The 23,344-nt window shown below is 70.9% G+C and carries 22 protein-coding genes; 11 read left to right on the forward strand and 11 right to left on the reverse strand.

Going from position 1 to position 23,344, the window contains the following annotated elements:
- Positions 1-3: 3 nt before the first annotated feature.
- Together AC1DTW_RS04345 and AC1DTW_RS04350 are read right to left on the reverse strand one after the other, a co-directional pair.
- Positions 4-831, reverse strand: coding sequence for an arylamine N-acetyltransferase family protein (locus tag AC1DTW_RS04345; RefSeq protein WP_477979484.1), 828 nt, complete (start codon positions 829-831; stop codon positions 4-6).
- Between the two features lie 38 nt (positions 832-869).
- Positions 870-2,177, reverse strand: coding sequence for an esterase-like activity of phytase family protein (locus AC1DTW_RS04350; protein WP_477979486.1), 1,308 nt, complete (start codon positions 2,175-2,177; stop codon positions 870-872).
- Between the two features lie 126 nt (positions 2,178-2,303).
- Here AC1DTW_RS04350 and AC1DTW_RS04355 point away from each other — a divergent pair, with 126 nt between their 5' ends.
- Both AC1DTW_RS04355 and AC1DTW_RS04360 read left to right on the forward strand, forming a co-directional pair.
- On the forward strand, positions 2,304-4,694 hold the full coding sequence (locus AC1DTW_RS04355) for a hybrid sensor histidine kinase/response regulator (RefSeq protein ID WP_477979488.1): 2,391 nt from the start codon (positions 2,304-2,306) through the stop codon (positions 4,692-4,694).
- On the forward strand, positions 4,691-6,229 hold the full coding sequence (locus AC1DTW_RS04360) for a glucoamylase family protein (protein WP_477979490.1): 1,539 nt from the start codon (positions 4,691-4,693) through the stop codon (positions 6,227-6,229). The genes AC1DTW_RS04355 and AC1DTW_RS04360 overlap by 4 nt, the downstream gene beginning before the upstream one ends.
- A gap of 12 nt (positions 6,230-6,241) precedes the next feature.
- On the opposite strand, the gene AC1DTW_RS04365 is transcribed toward AC1DTW_RS04360, so the two are convergent.
- Positions 6,242-7,012 (reverse strand): glutathione binding-like protein, encoded by a 771-nt coding sequence (locus AC1DTW_RS04365; protein WP_477979492.1) that lies wholly within the window; start codon positions 7,010-7,012, stop codon positions 6,242-6,244.
- 125 nt (positions 7,013-7,137) lie between these two features.
- Here AC1DTW_RS04365 and AC1DTW_RS04370 point away from each other — a divergent pair, with 125 nt between their 5' ends.
- Positions 7,138-7,770, forward strand: coding sequence for a LysE family translocator (locus tag AC1DTW_RS04370; protein ID WP_477979494.1), 633 nt, complete (start codon positions 7,138-7,140; stop codon positions 7,768-7,770).
- 56 nt (positions 7,771-7,826) lie between these two features.
- Positions 7,827-8,228 (forward strand): hypothetical protein, encoded by a 402-nt coding sequence (locus AC1DTW_RS04375; RefSeq protein ID WP_477979496.1) that lies wholly within the window; start codon positions 7,827-7,829, stop codon positions 8,226-8,228.
- 15 nt (positions 8,229-8,243) lie between these two features.
- Here AC1DTW_RS04375 and modC read toward each other — a convergent pair whose 3' ends face one another.
- Genes modC through AC1DTW_RS04395 form a run of 4 tightly spaced genes read right to left on the reverse strand, consistent with a single transcriptional unit; the run spans position 8,244 to position 11,540 of the window.
- Positions 8,244-9,323 (reverse strand): molybdenum ABC transporter ATP-binding protein, encoded by a 1,080-nt coding sequence (gene modC / locus AC1DTW_RS04380; protein WP_477979498.1) that lies wholly within the window; start codon positions 9,321-9,323, stop codon positions 8,244-8,246.
- Positions 9,320-10,006 carry a molybdate ABC transporter permease subunit gene (gene modB, locus AC1DTW_RS04385; RefSeq protein WP_477979500.1) on the reverse strand — a complete coding sequence of 229 codons (687 nt, stop codon included), beginning with the start codon at positions 10,004-10,006 and terminating at the stop codon, positions 9,320-9,322. The genes modC and modB overlap by 4 nt, the downstream gene beginning before the upstream one ends.
- On the reverse strand, positions 10,003-10,767 hold the full coding sequence (gene modA, locus AC1DTW_RS04390; protein WP_477979502.1) for a molybdate ABC transporter substrate-binding protein: 765 nt from the start codon (positions 10,765-10,767) through the stop codon (positions 10,003-10,005). Before modA ends, modB begins: the two co-directional genes overlap by 4 nt.
- An 8-nt stretch (positions 10,768-10,775) precedes the next feature.
- Positions 10,776-11,540 (reverse strand): DUF72 domain-containing protein, encoded by a 765-nt coding sequence (locus AC1DTW_RS04395; protein ID WP_477979504.1) that lies wholly within the window; start codon positions 11,538-11,540, stop codon positions 10,776-10,778.
- A 79-nt stretch (positions 11,541-11,619) separates the two neighbouring features.
- Between AC1DTW_RS04395 and AC1DTW_RS04400 the strand changes: the two genes are divergently transcribed.
- Genes AC1DTW_RS04400 through AC1DTW_RS04410 form a run of 3 tightly spaced genes read left to right on the forward strand, consistent with a single transcriptional unit; the run spans position 11,620 to position 13,510 of the window.
- The gene (locus AC1DTW_RS04400; protein WP_477979506.1) at positions 11,620-12,411 is read left to right on the forward strand and encodes a hydroxyacylglutathione hydrolase; all 792 of its coding nucleotides are present in this window, start codon (positions 11,620-11,622) and stop codon (positions 12,409-12,411) included.
- A gap of 25 nt (positions 12,412-12,436) precedes the next feature.
- Positions 12,437-13,096: a class I SAM-dependent methyltransferase gene (locus AC1DTW_RS04405; RefSeq protein ID WP_477979508.1), complete on the forward strand. Its 660-nt coding sequence runs from the start codon at positions 12,437-12,439 to the stop codon at positions 13,094-13,096.
- Positions 13,097-13,126: 30 nt separating this feature from the next.
- Positions 13,127-13,510: a VOC family protein gene (locus AC1DTW_RS04410; protein WP_477979510.1), complete on the forward strand. Its 384-nt coding sequence runs from the start codon at positions 13,127-13,129 to the stop codon at positions 13,508-13,510.
- Positions 13,511-13,512: 2 nt separating this feature from the next.
- On the opposite strand, the gene AC1DTW_RS04415 is transcribed toward AC1DTW_RS04410, so the two are convergent.
- Entirely contained in the window at positions 13,513-14,028 is a 516-nt protein-coding gene (locus AC1DTW_RS04415) for an Lrp/AsnC family transcriptional regulator (protein WP_477979512.1), read from the reverse strand.
- 91 nt (positions 14,029-14,119) lie between these two features.
- Between AC1DTW_RS04415 and AC1DTW_RS04420 the strand changes: the two genes are divergently transcribed.
- Positions 14,120-17,713: an indolepyruvate ferredoxin oxidoreductase family protein gene (locus tag AC1DTW_RS04420; protein WP_477979514.1), complete on the forward strand. Its 3,594-nt coding sequence runs from the start codon at positions 14,120-14,122 to the stop codon at positions 17,711-17,713.
- A 31-nt stretch (positions 17,714-17,744) separates the two neighbouring features.
- Positions 17,745-18,875, forward strand: a complete 1,131-nt coding sequence (locus AC1DTW_RS04425) for a 3-deoxy-7-phosphoheptulonate synthase (RefSeq protein WP_477979516.1) — start codon at positions 17,745-17,747, stop codon at positions 18,873-18,875.
- Here the strand turns inward: AC1DTW_RS04425 and AC1DTW_RS04430 are convergent, their stop codons facing one another.
- Both AC1DTW_RS04430 and AC1DTW_RS04435 read right to left on the reverse strand, forming a co-directional pair.
- Positions 18,876-19,319 carry a hypothetical protein gene (locus tag AC1DTW_RS04430; RefSeq protein ID WP_477979518.1) on the reverse strand — a complete coding sequence of 148 codons (444 nt, stop codon included), beginning with the start codon at positions 19,317-19,319 and terminating at the stop codon, positions 18,876-18,878.
- A 123-nt stretch (positions 19,320-19,442) separates the two neighbouring features.
- Positions 19,443-20,768 (reverse strand): S8 family serine peptidase, encoded by a 1,326-nt coding sequence (locus tag AC1DTW_RS04435; protein WP_477979519.1) that lies wholly within the window; start codon positions 20,766-20,768, stop codon positions 19,443-19,445.
- A gap of 67 nt (positions 20,769-20,835) precedes the next feature.
- Here AC1DTW_RS04435 and AC1DTW_RS04440 point away from each other — a divergent pair, with 67 nt between their 5' ends.
- On the forward strand, positions 20,836-21,339 hold the full coding sequence (locus AC1DTW_RS04440) for a sigma-70 family RNA polymerase sigma factor (RefSeq protein WP_477979521.1): 504 nt from the start codon (positions 20,836-20,838) through the stop codon (positions 21,337-21,339).
- A gap of 26 nt (positions 21,340-21,365) precedes the next feature.
- Entirely contained in the window at positions 21,366-22,067 is a 702-nt protein-coding gene (locus AC1DTW_RS04445; RefSeq protein ID WP_477979523.1) for an anti-sigma factor family protein, read from the forward strand.
- Between the two features lie 82 nt (positions 22,068-22,149).
- Here AC1DTW_RS04445 and add read toward each other — a convergent pair whose 3' ends face one another.
- The gene (add, locus tag AC1DTW_RS04450; protein ID WP_477979525.1) at positions 22,150-23,205 is read right to left on the reverse strand and encodes an adenosine deaminase; all 1,056 of its coding nucleotides are present in this window, start codon (positions 23,203-23,205) and stop codon (positions 22,150-22,152) included.
- Positions 23,206-23,344: the final 139 nt, after the last annotated feature.

Consider the following 23,344-nt stretch of genomic DNA (forward strand, 5'->3'; position numbering starts at 1 on the left):
GTTTCAGGCAGCCTGGCGCTCGATGGCCGCCATCACCGCATCGAGATCGACCGACTCGATCTGCAGGCCGAACGCATCGGCGAGTGCATCGGCGAACTCGGCGCGGGTGCGCAGGGTCTGCTCTTCGGGGCGGGCCGGCGCGCGCCGACGCAGCGACAGCTGGCGGTTGAACAGCGTCAGCCGCCCGCCCGGCACGCTGCGCGAGACGAGCAGGTTCTGCCGCAGCATGGATTTCGGGTGGGTCGCGACGAACCAGTTGCCCATCTCGTAGTCGATCGCGTGCGGCTCGGTCGGGCCGATGCGGTAGCAATCCGTCCAGCCCTCGTGCGTCTCGGCCTGCAGCAGCAGGTCGCTGCCGATGTCGGCGAAGCGGTAGGCGCCGCCGATGCCGGGTTGCGGTTCGCGGCTGCGCAGCTGCAGCGGTGCGATCGGCGCGAGCCCGCCGAAACCGACATCGGCGAGGTGGTCGGTGCCGGCCAGCGTCACGCGCACGGCCATGTGCGTGCGCGGCGTCGTGACCTCGCCCGGCACGCCGGCGCGCACGCGCGCTTCGAGGCCGGCGGCGACGAAGCCGATCTGCCGCAGCGCGGGGAGCAACAGCCCGTTCTGCTCGAAGCAGTAGCCGCCGCGGCGGCCCTGCACGAGCTTTTGCTGCAGCGCCGCCGCATCGAGGCATGGGACCCGCCCGGCCAGCACTTCGATGTTCTCGAACGGGATCGTCGCCGCATGCCGCTCGATCAGCCCGGCCAGCGTCTCGAGGGTCGGCGCGAGCGCGCCGTCGAAGCCGATGCGACGCGTGTAGGCGTCGAGATCGATGGAGGTGTCGGTCATGGTCGCCGGGATGCTAACCCCGGTTGACCCATCCCGGCTCAGCGCGGCGCGCAGTTCTCGCAATGCCCGTGTCCCTGCGGCAAGGCGATGCGCAGGAACTCGGTGTCGTCCGAGGCCAGCGCCCGCCCGCCGCCATACGGGAAGTTGTTGTCGTTGACGACGAGCAGCGTGTGCGGGTTCAGCAGCAGCACGTTTTCGATCGTCACGTAGGGCAGCGAGAAGGTCGTGCTGCCGTCGCCGTTGAGGTCGTCGGGATCGGCGATGTCCATCAGGTCGACGAGCTCGGTCTTGCTGACGACGCTGCCATTGCCGATGCCTTCGATGTCGATCAGGTAGAGCCTCTTGAACGGCGCCGTGCCGCTCGTGGTTGCCGTCGCGCCGTTGCGCTCGATCACGACGAAGCGGTGGTCGTCGATCGCGGTCATGTCGCCGATGTTCGTGCCGGCCGCATCGAGCGGGTAGAGGTAGCGCACGCCGGTGTACGACTCGGCGCCGATGTCGAACTCGTCGATGCGCAGCAGCTTCGCGGCGTCGCCGGCGACGGTCTTCTCCAGCAGCGTGTACAGGCGCGTGCCGCTGCGGTTGATCGCCAGGCCCTCGAAGCCGCCCGAGCCGGGCAGGTTCGCGACGGCCGCGCCGCGCCGCACGTCCTGGTTCTCGGGCGCATACACGCCGGGCAACGGGATCACGCTGCGCAGCACCGTGCCATGGGCGTCGGTCTTGACCAGGTACGGCCCGAACTCGTCGCCGAACCAGTAGTGGCCGTTGCGGTCGCGACGCACCGACTCCACGTCGAGATCGGCGCCGGTCAGCAGCCGGCCGCTGCGGATCGCGGCGTCGACGGCGGGGTTGGCGGGGTTGTCGTAGTAGTGCGTGTAGTCGGCCTGGATCGGGATGCCGAGCAGGTGGTTCGCATCGTTGAGCGCCAGGCGCGTGCCGGCATCGAAGGCCGCGGCCGGGCGGCCTGTCGACCAGTTCGCCGGCGCCACGGTGCCGCTCCCGCCGCTGCGGGCGCGGAAGTCGATCTTCAGCGTGTACATGCGCAGCACCGAGTCGGCCGAGTTGGCCTGCGCGCCGAAGCCGTTGTCGACGAGGAAATGGAACGTGTCGGCGCCAGGGCCCGGCAGCACGCCCGAGAAGCCTTGGACCGGCTGCCGGCCCACGTACGGCGGCAGGTTCGTGCCGTAGGGGTTGGGCGCGGCGAACTGCCCCGAGGTCGGGCCGTCCGAGAAGGTCGCGGCGGGCATCGAGGCCCAGCCTGTCAGCGTCGGCCCGGCGCCGTGGGCCGCCCCTGCGAACAGGAGTACGGCGGCGCCCAGCGGGCGCAGTGCGGCAAATCGAAACATGGTCGTGATCCCTTCGGATGTGCGGCGAGCGAGGCAGCGGCGGGACGCCGCTGCCAGGCCGCCGATTGTTCGGACCGGTGATGTCCGCAGCGTGACCGGCCCGCGCGCCGGGGCCACAATCCGCGCGTGGCCGATGCCCAAGCAATCCTCAGCACGATCGCCGCGACGCTCGATGGCCTGGACGTCGCGATGTGCGCGTTCGACCAGGACGACCGCACGCTGGCCTGGAACCGCGCGTTCCTGCGCTTCTTCCCCGAGCATGCCGCCCACCTGCACGTCGGCGAACCGTACCGGGCGAACCTGCGCCGCTTCTACGAAGGTCGGCTCGCGCCCGGCGAGCTGGCCTCGATCGAGCGCTACATCGACGAAGGCATCGCGCGGCACCAGGGGCAGCATCGCCCGTACACCTTCCGCCATGCGGGGGTCTGGCTGCGCGTCGCGTCGCTGCCCTTGCCCGGGGTCGGGCGGGTTCGTGTCTGGACCCGCGGCGCCGCGCCGCCGCTGAACGACACCGATGAGCCGCTCGCGCTGCCGGAGTCCGCGCTGCAGCACGCCGTGGAAAACACCGAGCTGTTCGAGCATGTCGGCGACGGCGTGATGCTCACCGATGCCGACAACCGCATCACCTGGGTCAACGAGCACTTCGTGCGCATGTTCGCGATGCCGAACAAGTCCGCGGCGATCGACACCCGGTTCGAGACGGTCTATGGCGGCGCCTGGCAGGGCCGGCGGGCGGAGAACCGCGCGCTCTTCGAGGACGGGCTGGCGGCGTTGACCGAGAACCTGCGCTACGCCGGCGCGCCGTTCGAGCTGCCGCTTCCGGGCCGTCGCTGGGTGCGCGTGATCGAACAGCGGCGCCGCGACGGCGTCGGCTTCTTCGCCGTTGTCGACATCACGGTGCTGAAGCGCCAGCAGCACGAGTTGATCGGGGCCGAACGGCGCGCGCGCGAAAGCCAGGTGCTGCTGGCCGAAAAGTCGCGCATGCTCGAGGTGACGCTGGAGCGCCTGGAGCAGGGCGTGATGATGGTCGATGCCGACCGGGTGGTCGTCGTGTGCAACCGGCGCGCGATCGAGCTGCTCGGCCTGCCGGTGGAGCTGATGACCTCGAAGCCGACCTTCGCGCAGGTCCTCGAGTACCAATGGTCGACCGACGAGTTCGTCCACACGCCCGAGGACTTGCGCGAGTTCGTCCGCACCGGCGGCATCCTCGACCAGCCGCAGTGCTACGAGCGCCGGCGGCCGAACGGCCGCGTGATCGAGATCCAGAGCATGCCGATCAAGGGCGGCGGCGTGCTGCGCACCTACACCGACGTGACCGAGCGCAGGCGCGCCGAGCTCACGCAGCGCGTGCTCGAGTCGCAGCTGCGCGAGGCGCAGAAGCTCGAGGCGATCGGCACGCTGGCCGGCGGCATCGCGCACGACTTCAACAACATCATGGGGGCGATCCTCGGCAACGCGGCGTTCGCCATCGAAGGGCTCGGCGCGGGCGATCCGGCACAGGTCTATCTCGCGCAGATCAACAAGGCCGGCCGGCGCGCGCGCAGCCTGGTGCAGCAGATCCTCGCGTTCAGCCGCAAGCAGTCGGAGGGCTTCGTCGGTCTCGCGCTGCAGCCGCTGATCGACGAGACCGTGACGATGCTGCGCTCGACGGTGGGCCCCGCGGTGCAGCTGCGCTGCGTGCTGCCGGCGCATCAGCTCGCGGTGCTGGGCAACCCGACTCAGCTGCAGCAGGTGCTGATGAACCTCGGCACCAACGCATGGCAGGCGCTGCGCGATGGCGCCGGGCACATCGAGATCGGTGCACAGGAGCTGGTGCTGGCCGAGGGCGGCTCGCCGTCGTGGCCGGTGGGCCTGGCGCCGGGGCCGTACGTGCACCTGTGGGTGCGCGACGACGGCTGCGGCATGGACGACGAGACCCGCGAGCACATCTTCGAGCCGTTCTTCACGACCAAACCGATCGGCGAGGGCACGGGCCTCGGCCTCGCGGTGGCGCACGGCATCGTCGAGGCGCACGGCGGCGGCATCACGGTCGAGAGCCGTGTGGGCCACGGCAGCACCTTCAGCCTGTACCTGCCGCAGGTCGACCACCAGACCCAGCCGATGCCGCTCGAGCCCGTCGATGTGCGGGCGCCGCGCGGCCAGGGTCAGCACGTCCTGTATGTCGACGACGACGAAGTCATGACGATGATGGTGCAGGGCCTGCTGCAGCGATTGGGCTACCGCGCGACCTGCACGCTGGATGCGCGCGAGGCCATCGCGATCGTCGCGCGCGACCCTGCGGGCGTCGACCTCGTCGTGACCGACTTCAACATGCCCAGCTGCTCCGGGCTCGACGTCGTGCGCGCGCTCGCCGGAATCCGCCCGGACCTGCCGGTCGCGATCAGCTCGGGCTACATCTCGGACGAACTGCGCGCGAGCGCGTTCGAACTCGGCGTGTCCGGCGTGATGCAGAAGGAGCACACGCTGGAGGAACTCGGCGCGCTGGTCCACGCGGCGCTGGGCCCGCGGGCGCATTGATCTTCGCCACGATCGGCATGCCGGATCTCGCGCGACGCGGCCTCCTCGCTTCGTTCGGTGGCGCGCTGCTCGGGGCGACGGCGGGGTGTGCGGACATTGCGGACGCACTGCGCGGCCCCGTCTACGACCGATCGCTCGAGGCCGATGCGGCCTCCCGCGCCGCCGCACCGATCGTGCCGCCGGCGCCAGCGGCACGCGCGGCCTTGCCGCCCTTGTTCGACGACATCGAGCGGCGCACCTTCAACTTCTTCTGGGCCACCGCGAACCCGGCGAACGGGCTGGTGCCGGATCGCTGGCCGAGCCCGTCGCCGGCCAGCGTCGCGGCGATCGGGTTCGGGCTGACCGCCAACGTGATCGGCGCCGATCGCGGCTTCGTCACACGCGAGCAGGCGCGCGAACGCACGCTGGCCACGGTGCGCTTCCTGCGCGATGCGCCGCAAGGGCCGCAGGCGCGCGGCACGGCGGGCCACAAGGGCTTCTTCTATCACTTCCTCGACATCGGGACCGGCACCCGCGCCGGGCCCAGCGAGCTCTCGACCATCGACACCGCGCTGCTGCTGGCCGGGCTGCTGCATGTGCAGAGCCACTTCGACGGCGCGCATCCGGACGAGGCCGAGATCCGCGCCGGCGTCGACGCGATCTACCGCCGCGTCGACTGGAAATGGGCGCAGGTGCGCGGGCCGTTGATCAGCCTGAGCTGGAGCCCCGAGAAAGGCTTTGCGCCCTACGACTGGGGCGGCTACAACGAGGCGATGCTGGTGGTGCTGCTCGCCCTCGGTTCGCCGACGCATCCGGTCGACGAGAGTGCCTGGAGCGCCTGGACCCAGGGCTACAGCGGCGCCTGGCCGCGCTTCATGGGCTACGAATACCTCGGCTTCGCGCCGTTGTTCGGCCACCAGTATTCGCACACCTGGATCGACTTTCGAGGCATCCAGGATGCGCTGATGCGCCAGCACGGCATCGACTACTTCGAGAGCAGCCGTCGCGCCACCTATGCGCAGCGCGCGTACGCGATCGCGAACCCGAAGGGCTGGTTCGAGTACGGGGCGAACGTCTGGGGCATCACCGCCTGCGACGGCCCGGGCTGGCTGCACGACACCGACCGCGCCGGGCGGGCGCGCTTCTTCCTCGACTACCGGGCGCGCGGCGCCGGTCAGGCCACGACGATCGACGACGGCACGATCGCGCCGACGGCCGCGTTGTCGTCGCTGCCGTTCGCGCCCGAGATCGTGATCCCCGCCGCGCTGGAGATGCACGCGCGCTACGGCAAGTTCATCTACTCGACCTACGGCTTCGTCGACTCGTTCAACCGCAGCTTCACCTCCACCGATCTGCGCCTCAGCAACGGGCGTGTCGACCCCGGCTTCGGCTGGATCGCGAGCGACTACCTCGGCATCGACCAGGGACCGATCCTCGCGATGATCGCCAATTACCGCAACGAGACCGTCTGGGACAGCATGCGCCGTTGCCTGCCGTTGCGCCGCGGGCTCGAGCGCGCCGGCTTCCGCGGTGGCTGGCTGGCGCAAGCCGCCTGAACTCCGACCCTTTCAGAGCGACAGCGGCAATTCCAGGTGATCGGCGTACATCATGTCGCGATGCTCGAACAGGATCGGGTCGAGCGCTGCTGCGGTGGGCGCATCGATGGTCTCGAATGCGGCGCGTGTCGCGGCGTCCATCTCGCAATGCGCAGGTGCGAGCGGCGCGAACATCGAGACGAAGGTTGCGCTGTAGACATCGACCGCGGTCAGGCGATCGCCGACGTAGAAGCGCTGGCCCGCCGCGCGCTGCGCCTTCAGGCGCGCGGCCAGCATCGCCAGCAGCGCAACGACCCGGGTGCCGTAGCCTGCGCCCAGCGCCGCGTTGTAGCCATACTTCGCGGCCAGGTACTTGGCCGCGCGCTCCGAAAAGCCGCCGGCGCCGTGCAGGCCCGCATGCACGAGCTGCAGACGCCGCGACCAGCCGAGGCCCGCTTCACCGCAGATCTCGTGGGCGAGGCCGAAGACCAGCGCGCGCTCGAACGGATCCGCCGGCAGCAGCGCCGGCAGCGGCGCCAGGCGCTCGGCAAGCAGCAGGATCTCGCTCCAGCCGGCACGCGGGCGCTCCTTCTCGTAGAAGGCGATCGGGCCGCTGCGCTGGCCGGCCCATTGCTTCAGCGCCTCGCTCTGGTAATCCAGCCGCACGGCCGCCCAGTCGATGCCCTTGATGTGCAGGATGCCCTTGGCCGCCTCGCCCCAGGGGCTCGGGATTCCGCCGACGACCACCATGCGCAGCCCGCTGCGCTCGATCGCCTCTTCGACGCTGATGTACTGGAAGCTCATGTCGTCTCCGCTTGGTTGGGCGCACATTGTGGCCGCTCGGGTAAGCTCTCGCCCTCCCTCCTGCCTTCCGTTTGCCGCGAGGATTCGCCCATGCTGCCCATGCACCTCGGCCGCCGGTGCCGCCGATGAACATCGCGACGCTGCTGTTGTTCTCGCTGGTCGCGTTGCTGGCCATCGTCACGCCCGGGCCGACGGTCCTGCTGGCACTGGCGAACGGGTCGCGCTACGGAGTGCGGCGTTCGGTGCCCGGCATGCTGGGGGCGGTCGCATCGGACGTCGTGCTCGTCGGCGCGGTGGCGCTCGGGCTCGGCGCGTTGCTGGCGGCGTCCGAGTTCTGGTTCTCGGTGGTCAAGTGGATCGGCGCCGCGTACCTGGCCTGGCTCGGCGTCAGGCTGCTGCGGTCGAAGGGCGGGCTCGACCTGTCCGGTGCCGACGCGGCCGGCGGCGAGGCGTCGCGTCGCGCCGTCTTCGCGAAGTCGTTCCTCGTCGCGGTGACCAATCCGAAGGGCTACCTGTTCTGCTCGGCGCTGCTGCCGCAGTTCATCGATGCGGCCGCCCCGCAGTGGCCGCAGTACGTCGTGATCGGCCTGGTCTTCGCGGGCATCGATTTCGCGGTGATGTTCGGCTACGCGGCCGTCGGCGCGCATGCGATCAGGTTGCTCAGGCGCCGCGCGGTGCTGGTGCTCGATCGCCTGTGCGGCGGCGCGCTGCTCGTGCTTGCCGGTTCCTTGCTCTTCTATCGGCGCAGCGCGAGCTGATCGTTGCGACCCGGGAACGATTCTCACCACCATCACCACCACCAAGGGAGGCTTCCATGACCGACAACGCCCGCAGCAGAACCTGGTTCCGTCTTGCCGTCATCTACTTCGCCGTGGCCGTCGCGCTCGGCATCGTGATGGGTCTGTCGGGCAACCACGCGATGCTGCCGGTGCACGCGCACCTGAACCTGCTGGGCTGGGTGTCGATGACCCTGTTCGGCCTGATCGGCATGGCCTACCCGGCCATCACCGAAGGGCCGATCGCGAGGGTGCAGTTCTGGCTGCACAACATCGGCGTGCCGCTGATGCTGGTCGCGCTCGCCGCGAAGCTCCGCGGCCTCGACATCCCGGAGCCGGCGATCGGCATCCCGGCCCTCGTGGTCGGCATCGGCGTGCTGTTGTTTGCCTACCTGGTGCTGACGCGCCTGCCGTCGCGACGCGATTCGGCGGCGGCGTGACGCCCCGGCGTCGCGCTACATCAACGCGACGCCCTTGATCTGCGCGTGCAGCGCATCGCCCGGCTGCAGTCGAAGCAGGTCGCAGCTGCGGCTCGTGATGCGCGCCAGCAGCACTCGGTCGCCGCCGGGCGCACCCGCGTCGACGCGCAGGCGCAGCAGCGCGGTGGTCCGTTCGCGCTGCACGCTGTCGAGAATCACCGGCAGCACGTTGAGGATGCTGGTCGCGCCGGGCAGCTCGCGCGTGACGCTGACATCGCGCGCCAGCACGCGCGCGCGCACGCGGTCGCCCGGCCCCGCCGCCGACTCGCCGACCCACAGGCCCGTGCCGTTGAAGCCGATGCGCGTCATGCCGTGCTGCGCGTCGTGCTCGACGACTTGCGCCTCGATCACGACGCCGGCGTCGTCCTGCCGGCTCAGCGGCAGGTCGGTGCGCGCCATCAGCTCGGCCAACGGCCCGGTGGCTTCGACGCGCCCGTCGCGCAGCAGCACCAGGTGATCGGCGAGGCGCGCGACCTCGTCCATCGCATGCGTCACGTAGACGACCGGCAGCGCCAGCTCGCGGTGCAGCCGCTCGAGGTAGGGCAGGATCTCGGCCTTGCGCGCGGCGTCGAGCGCGGCCAGCGGCTCGTCCATCAGCAAGAGGCGCGGGCCGGTCGCGAGCGCGCGGGCGATCGCGACGCGCTGGCGCTCGCCGCCCGAGAGCGTCGCCGGGCGGCGCGTCTGCAGGTGCCCGATGCCGAGCAGTTCGACGACGGCGTCGAGCGCGACGCGGCCCGATTCGATGGCGCTGCGCCGGCGCCCATAGTGCAGGTTGCCGCGCACGTCGAGGTGCGGGAACAGCGCGGCCTCCTGGATCACGTAGCCGAGCGGGCGCCGGTGCGTCGGCACGAAGCGGCCGGTGGCGTCGTCCTGCCAGACCTCGTCGCCGATCGCGACGCGGCCTGCGGCGCGCTCCAGCCCGGCCAGCGCGCGCAGCACGCTGGTCTTGCCGCAGCCCGACGGGCCGGCGATGGCGGTGATGCCGCGCGCCGGCAATGCGAAAGCCACGTCGAGCGCGAAATCGCGCCGCTGCCAGCGCAGGCTCGCGCTGATCATCGCGTCGCCCGCGCGTCGTCGCGCGGCGTTCTGTTGACCAGGTAGAGCGACACCAGCACGACCAGCGCGAACGCGACCATGCCCGCGGCCAGTGCGTGGGCCTCGGCGAATTCGCCGGCCTCGACGTGGTCGTAGATCGCCACCGACAGCACGCGCGTGCGGTCCGGGATGTTGCCGCCGATCATCAGCACGACACCGAACTCGCCGACCGTGTGCGCGAAGCCGAGCACGCCGGCGGTGACGAAGCCGGGCCGCGCCAGCGGCAGCGCGACGCTGAAGAAGCGGTCCCACGGCGGCGCACGCAAGGTCGCGGCGGCCTCGAGCAGGCGCTCGGGGATCGCCTCGAAGGCCTGCTGCAGCGGCTGCACGACGAAGGGCATCGAGTACAGCACCGAGCCGACGACGAGACCGCCGAACGTGAACGGCAGACGCCCGAGCCCGAGCGCCTGCGTGAGCTGCCCGATTGGCCCGTGCGGGCCCATCAGCAGCAGCAGGTAGAAGCCCAGCACCGTGGGCGGCAGCACCAGCGGCATCGCGACCAGCGACGCGAACAGCGGCTTCAGGCGCGAGCGCGTGCGCGCCAGCCACCACGCGAGGGGCGTGCCGACGAGCAGCAGCAGCAGCGTGCTGAAGCCGGCCAGTTCGGCGCTGACGCGGATCGCGCTCCAGGCCGCCGGTGTCACGGGCCGTAGCCCCAGGACTGGATCAGCGCCCTCGCGGGGGCGCTCTTCAGATAGGTCAGCAGGGCCGTGGCCGCAGGGTTCTTCTCGCCCACCTTGAGCAGCACCGCGTCCTGGCGGATTTCGCCATGCAGCGACGCCGGCACCAGCCAGTACGAACCCACCATCGCCTTGCCCGGCACCGCGACCTGCGACAGCGCGACGAAGCCGAGCTCCGCATTGCCGGTGGCGACGAACTGATAGGCCTGCGCAATGCTCTCGGCGGTCACGAGCTTCGGCGCGAGCGCGTCGGTCAGGCCGCGCGCCTTCAGCACCTCGGCGGCCGCCTGGCCATACGGCGCGAGCTTCGGGTTCGCGATCGCGAGGTGCGCGAACCGGCCGGACGCCAGCACGGCACCCTGCCCGTCGACGACCCCGGGCTGCGCGCTCCACAGCACCAGCTTGCCGATCGCGTAGGTGAACTGGCTGCCGGGCACGGCCAGGCCTTCGTTGACGAGCTTCTTCGGCGTCTCGTCGTCGGCGGCGATCAGCACCTCGAACGGCGCGCCGGCGACGATCTGCGCGTAGAACTTTCCGGTGGCGCCCGCCGAGACCTTCAGCGTGTGGCCGGTGGCCGCGCTGAAGCCTTCGCCGATCCTGGCCAGCGGCGCGGCGAAATTGGCGGCCACCGCGACCAACACCTCGTCGGCCCGCGCGCTCGCTGCCAACCCGGCAAGCGCGGCCGCGATCAACATCGACGACAGGCTGCGCGGGCAAGTTTTCATCGGCAGGGTTATAGCGCGTTTGGTGGGGCGGATCGTGGCGTGACCGAAGGGTCGTGCCGTCCCAATTCCGCATGCAGACGCAGCAGCGTCGCCGCGTAGCCGGGCGCCGTCGGCTCGTGCATGAAGTACACGTGGGTCTCCAGCCAATGGGTCGCCGCGAGACGGCGCACCCATTGCGCGAGGTCGTCCTCGGCGTAGTGCTCGAGGCGCAGCCGCAAGTAGCCCCAGGGCGCGGTCTCCACCAGCGGCGGCGGGGCGTTGTCTTCGCGCTCCGACAGGCACAACGACGCGCCGGCGGCCTGGAGTGCGGCGTACACGTCGTCGTCGAACCAGCTGTCGTGGCGGAACTCGAACGCGGCGCGGTGACCCTCGGGCAGCAACTGCAGAAACGCGTTGAGCCGAGGCAGGTCCTTCTTCAGGAACGGCGGCAACTGAAAGAGCACCGGCCCGCGCTTGGACCCGAGCGTCGCGAGGTTCTTGTAGAGGTAGGCGAGCGGATCGGCCGCGGCATCGGCCTTGAGCCGCGCATCGTGCGTGATGCGGCGCGGCGCCTTGATCGCGAAGCGAAAGGCCTCGGGCGTCGCTTCGGCCCAGTGTTCCAGCACCGCGACCTTCGGGGTCTGGTAGAAGGTGTTGTTGATCTCCACGGACGGCAGCCGCTCGGCGTACCAGGCGAGCATCGCGTCGGGTTGGATCTTCTCGGGATAGAAGCTGCCCTTCCATTCCTTGAAGGCGTAGCCGCTGGCGCCGGCCCAGAGCTTCGACGTTTGCATCGGAAACCTCCTGTTCGACCTGCGCATGACGCCGCCACGCGCGCTTCCTACAATGGGACTCACGCCCACGGAGCCCGCGATGATCGTCGAACGCATCTGGACCGGCAACGCCTACCGCAACTACAACTACCTGATCGCCTGCCCCGAGAGCGGCGAGGTGCTCGCGATCGATCCGCTGGACCATCAAAAGTGCCTGGCCGCCGCGCGGGCCAGGGGCTGGCAGATCACGCAGATCCTGAACACGCACGAGCACCACGACCACACCGGCGGCAATGCGGCCGTCGTCGCGGCCACGGGCGCGAAGCTGATCGCGCACCACCGTGCCGGCGCGCGCATCGCCGGCGTCGACCGCGGCGTCAAGGCGGGCGACGTGATCAAGGTCGGCAAGACCGTCGAGCTCGAATGCATGGACACGCCCGGCCACACGATGTGCCACATCTGCCTGCGCTCGCACACCGAGCAACCGGCGCTGTTCTCGGGCGACACGCTGTTCAACGCCGGCGCCGGCAACTGCCACAACGGCGGCAACGCCGAGGACCTGTACACCACCTTCGTCGACCAGCTCGCGAAGCTGCCCGACGCGACGCGCGTGTACGCCGGCCACGACTACATCGAGAACAACCTGCGCTTCACGCTCGCGCGCGAGAGCGACAACGCCGCCGCGCGCGCGCTGCTGCCCGAGGTGGCGGGGCACGATCCGGCGACGATGCCGGTCACGACCTTGCGCGACGAGAAGCAGTTCAACACCTTCTTGCGCCTGACGAGCCCGAGCGTCATCGCTGCGCTGCGCGAGAGCTTCCCCGAACTGCCCGAGCACCCGGACGCGAAGACGGTGTTCGTGAAGCTGCGTGAGTTGCGCAACCGCTGGTGACGCGCCCGCGCGAGGAGACCGATCGATGGCGAACCGCTGGCTGCATGTCGACGACGTGCTCTACCGATACCTGATGGACTGCTCGGTGCGCGAGCACCCTGCGCAGGCCGCGCTGCGTGGGGCGACCGCGTCGCACCCGCACGCGGGGATGCAGATCTCGCCCGACCAGGCGCAGTTCATGGGGTTGCTGGTCAAGCTGCTCGGCGCGCGCCGCGCGATCGAGATCGGTGTGTTCACCGGCTACAGCGCGCTGGCCGTGGCGCTCGCGCTGCCCGACGACGGCCGGCTGCTGGCCTGCGACATCAGCGACGACTACACGCGCATCGGCCGGCCGTTCTGGGCTCAGGCCGACGTCGCGCACAAGATCGACCTGCACCTCGCCCCGGCACTCGAGACGCTCGATGCCGAGCTCGCGGCCGGCGGCGCCGGCCAGTACGACTTCGCGTTCATCGATGCCGACAAGACGGGCTACGACGCGTATTACGAGCGTTGCCTGCAGCTGCTGCGTCCCGGCGGGCTGATCACGATCGACAACACGCTGTGGAGCGGCCGCGTGGCGCGGCCCGCGCGCGACGCCGACACGACGGCGTTACAGCAGCTCAATGCCAAGCTGCATGGCGATCAGCGTGTCGACCTGTCGCTGCTGGCGATCGGCGACGGGCTGACACTCGCGCGCAAGCGCTGAATCGCCACGCTGCCAGCCGAGAGGTGTGCGATGTCCATCGACCTGAATCACACGATCGTTCATGCCCGTGACCCGCAGGCCTCGGCGGCCTTTCTGGCCGAGATGCTCGGGCGCCCCGCGCCGGTCCCGTTCGGCCCGTTCTATGGCGTCGCGCTCGACAACGGGGTCACGCTCGACTTCATCGCCGCCGATGCCGAGCTCGTCATCGAGCACTACGCGTTTCTCGTCAGCGAGGAGGAGTTCGACCAGATCTTCGGCCGCATCCAGGCGCGCGGGCTCACGTACTGGGCCGACCCGGCGCACCGGCAGCCGAACCGCATCAACCACGGCGACGGCGGGCGCGGCGTCTACTGGAACGATCCCGACGGCCACTACCTCGAGATCATCACCCGGCCCTACGGCAGCGGGGCCTGAGGTCAGCCGCGCGCGCGGCGCCGCGGCAGGGCCGCCGGCGTCTGGCCGATCGGCAGCGCGACCTCCGACTTGATCTCCTTCAGCACGATGCTGGAGCGCACGTGCGTCACGCCCTGCAGCCTGAACAGCGTCTCGTGCAGGAACTGCTCGTAGTGCTTGATGTCGGGCACCAGCACGGTCAGGATGTAGTCGGCCGGCCCGGTCGCCGAGACGCAGCGCACGATCTGCGGGCACGCGAGCACGACCTCTTCGAAGCGCTGCACCTGGTCTTCGCTGTGGCGCGCCAGGTTCACCTCGCAGACGACCGCGATGTTCAGGCCGACCTTCTCGCGATCGACCATCACGGTGTAGCCGCGGATCACGCCGGCCGCCTCCATCGCCTTGATGCGCTTCCAGCAGGGTGTCGGCGAGAGGCCGACGGCGTCCGAGATCTGCTGCACCGTCTGCCGCGCGTCACGCTGCAATTCGAAAAGAATCTTCAGGCTGTGGCTGTCGAGAAGGAGAGGATCGACTTCCATCGATGATCTGGAGAATCTGGTTCTCCGAATTGGGGATTTCTCCAGTGTAGTGAAGAAGCCTGTTCGCCGGCATGCGAACCACACTGGCGGCATGAACGATGCTGCTCAGGATTCGCCGGTCCGCCGCCCCGACTATCGGCTCCAGGACAACCTCTGGGCCGCGTCCGGCGCGGTCTTCCTGACCGGCACGCAGGCGCTGGTGCGTCTCGCGCTGATGCAGCGCTGGCGCGACGCCGCGCGCGGCTTGGCGACGCAGGGCTTCATCAGCGGCTACCGCGGTTCGCCGCTCGGCATGGTCGACCTGGCGATCTGGAAGGCCGGCGAGAAGTTCAGCGCATCCGGCATCCGCTTCGTGCCGGCGATCAACGAGGAGCTCGCGGCGACGCAGGTGCTCGGCACGCAGCGCGTCGAGTCCGACCCCGAGCGCACGGTCGACGGCGTGTTCGCGATGTGGTACGGCAAAGGCCCCGGCGTCGACCGCGCCGGCGACGCGCTGAAGCACGGCAACGCCTACGGTTCGTCGCCGCACGGCGGCGCGCTGGTCGTCGCCGGCGACGACCACGGCTGCGTCTCGTCGTCGATGCCGCACCAGAGCGACCACGCGTTCATCGCGTGGGGCATGCCGGTGCTGCAGCCGGCGAGTGTCGCGGAGTACCTGGAGTTCGGGCTCTACGGCTACGAGCTCTCGCGCTACTCGGGCGCGTGGGTCGCGATGGCCGCGCTGTCGGAAGTGGTCGAGAGCGGCGCGACCGTCGATCTCGACATCGTCAACGCGCGCGTCGCAGGCTGGGCCGATGCCGACACCGTGCACACCGCGACCGGCCACCGCGCGCCGGCCGATGGGCTGCACTACCGCTGGCCCGATCTGCCGTCGCTGCGCATCGAATCGCGCCTGGCCGACAAGCTCGCCGCGGTCGCCGCATTCGCGCGCGTCAACAGCATCGACCGCGAGGTGATCGCGAGCCCGCATGCGCGATTCGGCATCGTCACCTGCGGCAAGGCGCACCTCGACCTGATGGAGGTGCTGCGCCGCCTCGAGATCACGCCCGAGAGCCTGGCGCGCGCCGGCGTGCGGCTCTACAAGGTGGGATTGAGCTTCCCGATCGAGACGACACGGATGCGCGCGTTCGCGAGCGGCCTGCAGGAGATCCTCGTGATCGAGGAGAAGGGCGCGGTGGTCGAGAACCAGCTGCGCGAGCTGTTCTACAACGCGCCGGCCGAGACGCGACCGGTGCTGATCGGCAAGCACGATCGCGACGGCGCGCCGCTCGTCTCGGCGCTCGGCGAGCTGCGCCCCTCGCGGCTGATCGAGCCGGTCGCGCACTGGCTCGCCGAGCACTTTCCGAACAATGTCGCGTTCGACGATCACCTGCAGCACGTGCGCGACTTCACGCCGCCCGAGCTGCTCGCCAACGAGGCCGACTCGGTCAAGCGCCTGCCGTACTTCTGCGCCGGCTGCCCGCACAACACCAGCACCAAGGTGCCCGAGGGCTCGACCGCCCGCGCCGGCATCGGCTGCCACTTCATGGCGAACTGGATGGAGCGCAGCACCGCCGGGCTGATCCAGATGGGCGGCGAGGGCGTCGACTGGGTCTCGCACTCGATGTTCACGGCCACACCGCATGTGTTCCAGAACCTCGGCGACGGCACCTACTACCACTCGGGCTACCTCGCGATCCGCCAGGCCGTCGCCGCGAACGCGACGCTCACCTACAAGATCCTCTACAACGACGCGGTCGCGATGACCGGCGGCCAGCCGGTCGACGGCGTCATCAGCGTCGACCGCATCGCGCGCCAGGTCGAGGCCGAAGGCGTCAGCCGGGTCGTCGTCGTCAGCGACGACATCGGCAAGTACGACGCGATCAAGTCGCGCTTCCCGGCCGGCACCGAATTCCACGACCGCGCCGAGCTCGATGCGGTGCAGCGCCGGCTGCGCGAAATCAAGGGCGTCACGGTGCTGATCTACGAGCAGACCTGCGCGGCCGAGAAGCGGCGCCGGCGCAAGAAGGGCGAGCTCGCCGAACCCGCGACGCGCCTGTTCATCAACGAGGCGGTCTGCGAAGGCTGCGGCGACTGCACGGTGCAGAGCAACTGTGTCGCGGTGCTGCCGACCGAGACGCCGCTCGGCCGCAAACGCAAGATCGACCAGACCAGCTGCAACAAGGACTACTCCTGCGCCAAGGGCTTCTGCCCGAGCTTCGTCGGCGTCAGCGGCGGCAGGCTGCGCAAGAAGAGCGGGGCGCTGTCGGCCGGCGGTCATGACGATTTCCTGCGTCGCGTTGCGGCACTGCCGCGGCCCGGCGCGCACGTCTGGCGCGCGCCGTACGACCTGCTCGTCACCGGTGTCGGCGGCACCGGCGTCGTCACGGTCGGCGCGGTGGTCGCGATGGCCGCGCACCTCGAAGGCAAGTCGGCCAGCGTGCTCGACTTCATGGGCTTCGCGCAGAAGGGCGGCGCGGTGCTGAGCTTCGTGCGCCTCGCCGACGTGCCCGAGCGGCTGAACCAGGTGCGCATCGACACGCAGCAGGCCGATGCGATCCTGGCCTGCGACCTCGTGGTCGGTGCGTCGCCCGAGGCGCTGCAGACGGTGCGCCACGGCCGCACGCGCATCCTCGCGAACCTGCACGAGGTGCCGGTCGCCGAGTCGCTGCGCAACCCCGATGCGGACCTGAAGGTCGACCGCCTGCTCGACAAGATGCGCTTCGTCGCCGGCGACGCGCAGCTCGAGACCTTCGATGCGCAGACGCTGGCCGAGGAGTTTCTCGGCGACACCGTGACCTCGAACATCCTCGCGCTCGGCTACGCGTGGCAGCGCGGCCTGGTGCCGCTGAGCCTTCCCGCGCTGACCCGCGCGATCGAGCTGAACGGTGTCGCGACCGCGTCGAACCTGCTCGCGTTCGCGCTCGGCCGGATGGCGGCGGGCGACCCGGCCGGCTTGCAGCAGATCCGCGGCGCGGGCGGCGTCGAAGCGGCCGACGCATCGCTCGACGCGCTGATCGCGCACGGCCTCGAACACCTGGGTGCCTACCAGAACGCTGCGTGGGCACGGCGCTTCGAGGCCGCGGTGCGGCGCGTCGCGGCGCGCGAGGCGGCGCTGCCCGGCGCGGACGCTTCGCTGCCGCTGGCCTGCAACATCGCGCGCAGCCTGCGCAAGCTGATGAGCTACAAGGACGAGTACGAGGTCGCGCGGCTCTACACCGACGGCGAATTCCGGCGCCGCCTCGAGGCGCAGTTCGAAGGACCGCTGCGGCTCGAGTTCCACATGGCGCCACCGTTCCTCGCGCGTCCGAAGAACGGCCAGGCGCCGAAGAAGGTCGTGCTGGGGTCCTGGATGATGGCGGCGATGAAGCTGCTCGCACCGGGCAGGGTGCTGCGCGGCCGCTGGCTCGATCCGTTCGGGCACACCGCGGAGCGCCGCATGGAGCGCGAGCTGGTCGTGCAGTTCGAGCGCCGCGCCGACGAGCTCGCCGCGAACCTGTCCGCCGACAGGCTGCCGATCGCGATCCAGATCGCCGCGCTGCCGTTGAGCATGCGCGGCTACGGCCACATCAAGATCGCCAATGTCGCACTGGCGCGGGCACGCGAGGCCGAGCTGCTGCACCGCTTCCTGCCCGGTCGCTACCCGAAGCCCACGGCGCTCGCGACGGCCGGGCAGCTGCGCGGCATCGCGGTGGTCTCGCGCTGATGACGCGCGCTGATGACGCATCATCGCGGACATGACGAACTCATTCGACGACCCCTTGCACGACCGCGAAATCGGCGCCCGCGACAGCACGCTCGACACCACCCGCATCGACGACGTGCGCATCGGCGCGGTGCGCCCGCTGATCACGCCGGCGCTGCTGCAGGAGCGCGTGCCGCTGCGCGACGACACGCTGACGCTGGTCGAGAAGAGCCGGGCCGCGATCGCGGCGCTGCTGCACGGCCGCGACGACCGGCTGATCGTCGTCGTCGGCCCGTGCTCGATCCACGATCACGATCAGGCGATCGAGTACGGCCAGCGCCTGAAGCGGGTCGCCGACGAATTGCAGGACGACCTGCTGATCGTGATGCGCGCGTACTTCGAGAAGCCGCGCACGACGGTGGGCTGGAAGGGCTACATCAACGACCCGCACCTCGACGGCAGCTTCACGATCAACGAAGGGTTGGAGCGTGCGCGCCGCCTGCTGCTCGAGCTGACGACGCTCGGCCTGCCGACCGGCACCGAGTTCCTCGACCTGCTGAGCCCGCAGTACATCGCCGAGCTGATCGGCTGGGGCGCGATCGGCGCGCGCACGACCGAGAGCCAGAGCCATCGCCAGCTCGCGTCGGGCCTGAGCTGCCCGGTCGGCTTCAAGAACGGCACCGACGGCAGCATCCGGATCGCCGCCGATGCGATCCTGGCGGCGCGCGCGTCGCATGCGTTCATGGGCATGACGAAGATGGGCATGGCCGCGATCTTCGAGACCCGCGGCAACGACGACTGCCACCTGATCCTGCGCGGCGGCAAGTCACCGAACTACGATGCCGCGCATGTCGCATCGAGTTGCGAGACGCTGCGTGCCGCGGGGCTGCGCGAGCAGGTGATGATCGATGTCTCGCACGGCAACAGCAGCAAGCAGTACCTGCGCCAGATCGAGGTTGCACGCGATGTCGCGGCGCAGGTCGCCGGCGGCGAGCAACGCATCGTCGGCGTGATGATCGAAAGCCACCTCGAGGAGGGCCGCCAGGATCTGCGGCCCGGCGTGCCCCTGAAGCGCGGCGTGTCGATCACCGACGCCTGCCTCGGCTTCGCGCAGACCCGGCCGGTGCTGCACGATCTGGCGACGGCGGTGCGCGCTCGCCGCCGGGCCGCGCAGCACGCGTAGTCAGCGGCCGACCGAGCCTTGCGCGGAAGCGTCGGCGCTCACCGAACGGCCCGCGGGCGTGGGCTGGGTCGTGCCGTTGGCTGCGGTCGCTGCGTTCGCGCCGGAAGTGCCGCCACTCGCTTGCGCGCTGGATGTTGTGCCGCCTGCTTGCGCGCCCGACACGGCGCCGGTCGCTTGCGCGCCGCCCGTCGCGCTGCGGGTCGCTGCTGTTGCCTCGCGCGCCTTGTCGACGGGCGACTGCGCGCTGCGCGAGATGCCGGCGCCGTTGCGGCTTGCCTGCGCGGCCGCCTGGCCGCCGACATCGAGGCTGCGCGGTCCGAAACTGCCGCCCAGGCCGCCGCTCGCGCCGCCGAGCAGGCCGGCGTGCGCCGGTTGGACGAGTGCCGCGGCGCACGAGATCGCGGCGGTCAACACGGAACGAGCGAGGAATTGATGCTTCGACATGATGAGTCCCTTCGATGGTTCGAGGGGTCGGCCAACCCGATCCCTGCCCACTGACAACGGGCCTCGCCGCGTGTTTCTTCCGCGGCCTTGTGTAAGAAGTCGCAAGCGACCGCGGCGCGCGGATCAGCGCGACCGGGCCTGCACGCGATCGGGCGCGACGCGCGCGCTCTCGCCGACGAGCCCGAGGCCGAACACCGGGTCGCGGCCCGGCGCGCCGAGGTCGACGGCGCCATCCGTCACGCGCTGCAACGCTGCCGCGGCTGCAGCAGCGTCGGGCGCCCGCAGCGATTCGGCGAGCAGGCCGGCCACCAGCGGCGCCGCGAACGAGGTGCCGCGCGCGTCGACATAGCCGCCGGCACCGCGCGCGACCGCGAGCTCGGCGCCCGGTGCCGCGAACATCACCTGTGGCCCCTGGGCCGCCTCGGGCAGCACGCGCCGCGTCGGCGTTACCGCGGTGACGCCGACGACGCCGGGGTACGACGCCGGGTAGAGCGGCGGTGCCGCCGGGCCGTCGTTGCCGACGGCGGCAACGATGAGGTGGCCCTTGCGGTTCATGGCCTGGATCGTTCTTTCGAGCAGCCGGTTGGCGGGGCCGACGAGGCTGATGTTCACGACGCCGACGTTTTCGCGCGCCAGCCACGCCAGCGCCTGGGCAATCGTCTCGACCGCGCCGCCGGCGGCTTGGCCGCAGTAAATGTCGGCCGCGTACAGCACCGCGCCAGGCACGACGCCGGCGAACGGGGCATCACGCCCGACCAGCAACGAGGCCACCGCCGTGCCGTGCGGGCTCGGGACCGGCGCGTCCTGGCAGCCCCAGCTGCGCAGGTCGGCGCCGCGGAAGGCCGCATGGTCGCGGGCGATGCCGCTGTCGACGAGCCCGACACGGCGCGCCGGGACCGCGGGGCCGGCGCTGGCCGCCACGGCCGCGCCGGTGGTTTCGCCGCTGCGCGTGTAGACGTGGTTGAAATCGGCATCGATCTGCGGATCGATGGCCCGCAGGCGCACGAGCGCGTCGGCGATCGACAACCCGGGCGGCGGGCGCAGCACGAGCTCGCGCAGTTCGAGCGCCGGCAGCGCTTCCTCGCGCAGCCGCACGAAGCCCGCGGCGAGCGCGGCATCGACGCTCGCGGGCGCCGGCGAGATCAGCAACAGCTCGCCGCGCCGCACCGGCTCGCCGGCGGGATCGGCCTCGAGCACGCCGGCATGCTCGCGCAGCAGCGCGCGCACCGTGTTCAGGCGCAGCGACTGCAGCGGCACGAGCGGCGGCAAGGACTGGCTCGCCGACGCGGCCGGCAGGCGCGGCAATTCGCGCGGCAAGGACGGCAGCGTCACGCGCGGTACGCCGAGCTGCGCGTGTGCCGGCGCGGCCGTGCCGGCGAGCCCGGCCGCGAGGAGCGCCGCGAGCACCGAGCGCAGGACCCGACGTGAGAGGAAGGCGGTGCAGATCATGGCGTTGGAAGGATAACGAACGCGGCATGGAACAAAATCCCGTCCCCCGGCGTTGTACCTGTCATCGATGGCCGATTCTTCCGAGACCTTTCGACGCGAGATCGCCGCGCTGCTGCCGCGGCTGCGGCGCTTCGGGCGCACGCTCGCGCGGCATCGGGAGGACGCCGACGACCTGGTGCAGATCGCCGTCGAGCGGGCGCTGACCCGCTCCGAGCAGTGGCAGGCGGGAACGCGCCTGGACAGCTGGATGTTTCGAATCATGCAGAACGCCTGGATCGACGAGACGCGAGCGCGCGAGCGGCGCGGCCAGACCTTCGTCGCCGAGGAAGAGGGCGAGCACGTCGGCGTGTCGACGACCGACGCGCAGATCGACGCGATCGCGGTGCGCAAGGCGGTCGCGCAACTCGGCGACGACCAGCGCGCAGTGGTCGGCCTGGTGCTGGTCGAAGGCCTGCCCTACCGCGAAGCGGCCGAGGTGCTGGGCGTTCCGATCGGCACGCTGACCAGCCGCCTCGCGCGTGCCCGCGAGGCGCTGCAGGCGACCCTGACCGACCGACATGGAGCGCGATGATGACGAAGTGGCCGGATGAAATCTTGATGGCATTTGCCGACGGCGAGCTCGACGAACCGACGCGCGGCGAGCTCGAACGCGAGCTCGTCGCCGATCCGGCACTGCGCCAGCGCGTGGCACGGATGCGGTCGCAGCGCGATCGTCTCGCGGCGGCGTTCGCGCCGGTGCTGGACGAGCCGATGCCGGAGCGCCTCGCGACGCTGTTGCGCCCGGCCGCGCTGCCACCGACCGTCGCCGACCTCGGCCCGGCGCGCGAACAGCGCCGGCGCATGCCGACCTGGGCGCAGTGGGGCGGTATCGCGGCCGGCGTGCTCGTCGGCGTGCTGGTCGGCGCGCAATTCGATCGCCTCGCAGCCAGCCCCGGCGTCGCGCTGCGCGACGGGAAGCTCGTCGCCGATGGCGCGATTCGCGACGCGCTCGCCTCGCAACTCGCGAGCGCGCCGGTCGCAGGGGGCCCGGTCGCGGTGCAGCTGAGCTTCATCGACAAGAGCGGCGCCTACTGCCGCACCTTCAGCACCGCGGCCGTCGCCGGGCTGGCCTGCCGCCAACAGGATCGCTGGGCGGTCCAGACCCTGGTGACCGCCGAAGCGGCGCCAGAAGGCGGCGTGCGCCAGGCCGCGAGCGCGCTGCCGCGCGCGGTGCTCGATGCGGTCGACCAGCGCATCGCCGGCGACGCGCTCGACGCGGCCCGCGAACGCCAGGCGCGCGACCAGGGCTGGCGCCGCTGAGTCGCCCGCTCAAGGGGCGGTGCACTTCGTCGCTACTTCTTGATCGCCTTGTTCGGCAGTCTGCCGACGCGTGCGCTCGGCGTCAGCCGCCGCTTGCCACCGCTTCGTCCCAGCGCTTCATCGCCTGCATCGCGACCTCGCGCTGCGCGGCTGGCAGGAACGACGCGGCGACCGCGCTGCGCATCAGGCCGGCGAGCTGCGCAAGGCTCAGGCCGGGCTCGGCATGGATCGCGGCCAGTTCGCCGCTCAGCGTCACGCCCGACATCAGGCGGTTGTCGGTCGAGCACGACACCGACAGCCCGGCCTCGACCATCGCGCGGATCGGGTGCTCGGCCAGCGATGCGAATGCGCCGGTGTGCACGTTGCTGCTCGGGCAGACCTCGAAGTGCAGCCCGCGCTCGCGCGCCGCGGCGACCCATTCGGCGGTCTGCTCGGGTGTTGCGCCGCCCATGATGTGCACGCCGTGGCCGATGCGCGTCGCGCCGAGCATGGCCGCTTCGAGCACGCGCGAACCGGCATCGGACTCGCCGGCATGGCAGGTCAGCCCGAGCCCGGCGTCGCGGGCATGAGCGAAGGCCGCCGCATGCGGCGCGGGCGGGAAACCGCGCTCGGCGCCGGCCAGGTCGAAGCCGATCACGCCGTGTCCGGCATGGCGCGCCGCGAGCTCGGCGGCACGCAGCGTCTCGTCGGGGGCATCGGTGCGCATCGCGCAGACGATCAGCCCGCTCGCGAGCGCGCTGCGGCGCAGCCCGCCGACGATCGCCTCGACGACCGCATCGCCGCTGACGCCGTGCGGCTCGAGCAGCAGCGGCGCGATGCGGAACTCGGCGAGCACGCAGCCGTCGAGCCGCGCGTCTTCGGCGGCCTCGAACGCGACGCGCTCGCAGGCCTCGGGCGTGGCCATCGCCCCGATCGTCAGCGCGAAGCCGCGCAGGTAGCGCTCGAGGCTGCCGGAGTTGGCGTTCGCGTGCATCCAGTCGGCGAGCTGCGCGGCATCGGCGGTCGGCACCGGCAGGCCGCGCGCGAGCGCCAGCTCGAGCAATGTCGCGGGGCGCAGGCCACCGTCGAGGTGTTCGTGCAGCAAGGCCTTCGGCAGCGGGCGCAGGTCGGGGGGCGTGAGCGAGGTCGGTGCAGTCAAGGCGGCGGTCTTTCGGCGAGGCGCGGGTCGATCGGATGAGGACGGCAATGGGCGGAGCGGATTGGCTTTCGCACGAATCGAGCCATGTCGACCGGGCCGCGGCGCGGGAAACCACCGTTCAAACAGGCCCGAATTCTGC

This window comes from Rhizobacter sp. P5_A1 (genome assembly GCF_056400745.1).

Bases quoted from the DNA above. Each gene is read 5' to 3' on its own strand.
- AC1DTW_RS04345 (WP_477979484.1), bottom strand. From the start codon at position 831: ATGACCGACACCTCCATCGATCTCGACGCCTACACGCGTCGCATCGGC.
- AC1DTW_RS04350 (WP_477979486.1), bottom strand. From the start codon at position 2,177: ATGTTTCGATTTGCCGCACTGCGCCCGCTGGGCGCCGCCGTACTCCTG.
- AC1DTW_RS04365 (WP_477979492.1), bottom strand. From the start codon at position 7,012: ATGAGCTTCCAGTACATCAGCGTCGAAGAGGCGATCGAGCGCAGCGGG.
- AC1DTW_RS04370 (WP_477979494.1), top strand. From the start codon at position 7,138: ATGAACATCGCGACGCTGCTGTTGTTCTCGCTGGTCGCGTTGCTGGCC.
- AC1DTW_RS04375 (WP_477979496.1), top strand. From the start codon at position 7,827: ATGACCGACAACGCCCGCAGCAGAACCTGGTTCCGTCTTGCCGTCATC.
- modC (WP_477979498.1), bottom strand. From the start codon at position 9,323: ATGATCAGCGCGAGCCTGCGCTGGCAGCGGCGCGATTTCGCGCTCGAC.
- modA (WP_477979502.1), bottom strand. From the start codon at position 10,767: ATGAAAACTTGCCCGCGCAGCCTGTCGTCGATGTTGATCGCGGCCGCG.
- AC1DTW_RS04395 (WP_477979504.1), bottom strand. From the start codon at position 11,540: ATGCAAACGTCGAAGCTCTGGGCCGGCGCCAGCGGCTACGCCTTCAAG.
- AC1DTW_RS04400 (WP_477979506.1), top strand. From the start codon at position 11,620: ATGATCGTCGAACGCATCTGGACCGGCAACGCCTACCGCAACTACAAC.
- AC1DTW_RS04405 (WP_477979508.1), top strand. From the start codon at position 12,437: ATGGCGAACCGCTGGCTGCATGTCGACGACGTGCTCTACCGATACCTG.
- AC1DTW_RS04410 (WP_477979510.1), top strand. From the start codon at position 13,127: ATGTCCATCGACCTGAATCACACGATCGTTCATGCCCGTGACCCGCAG.
- AC1DTW_RS04415 (WP_477979512.1), bottom strand. From the start codon at position 14,028: ATGGAAGTCGATCCTCTCCTTCTCGACAGCCACAGCCTGAAGATTCTT.
- AC1DTW_RS04420 (WP_477979514.1), top strand. From the start codon at position 14,120: ATGAACGATGCTGCTCAGGATTCGCCGGTCCGCCGCCCCGACTATCGG.
- AC1DTW_RS04425 (WP_477979516.1), top strand. From the start codon at position 17,745: ATGACGAACTCATTCGACGACCCCTTGCACGACCGCGAAATCGGCGCC.
- AC1DTW_RS04430 (WP_477979518.1), bottom strand. From the start codon at position 19,319: ATGTCGAAGCATCAATTCCTCGCTCGTTCCGTGTTGACCGCCGCGATC.
- AC1DTW_RS04435 (WP_477979519.1), bottom strand. From the start codon at position 20,768: ATGATCTGCACCGCCTTCCTCTCACGTCGGGTCCTGCGCTCGGTGCTC.
- AC1DTW_RS04440 (WP_477979521.1), top strand. From the start codon at position 20,836: ATGGCCGATTCTTCCGAGACCTTTCGACGCGAGATCGCCGCGCTGCTG.
- AC1DTW_RS04445 (WP_477979523.1), top strand. From the start codon at position 21,366: ATGGCATTTGCCGACGGCGAGCTCGACGAACCGACGCGCGGCGAGCTC.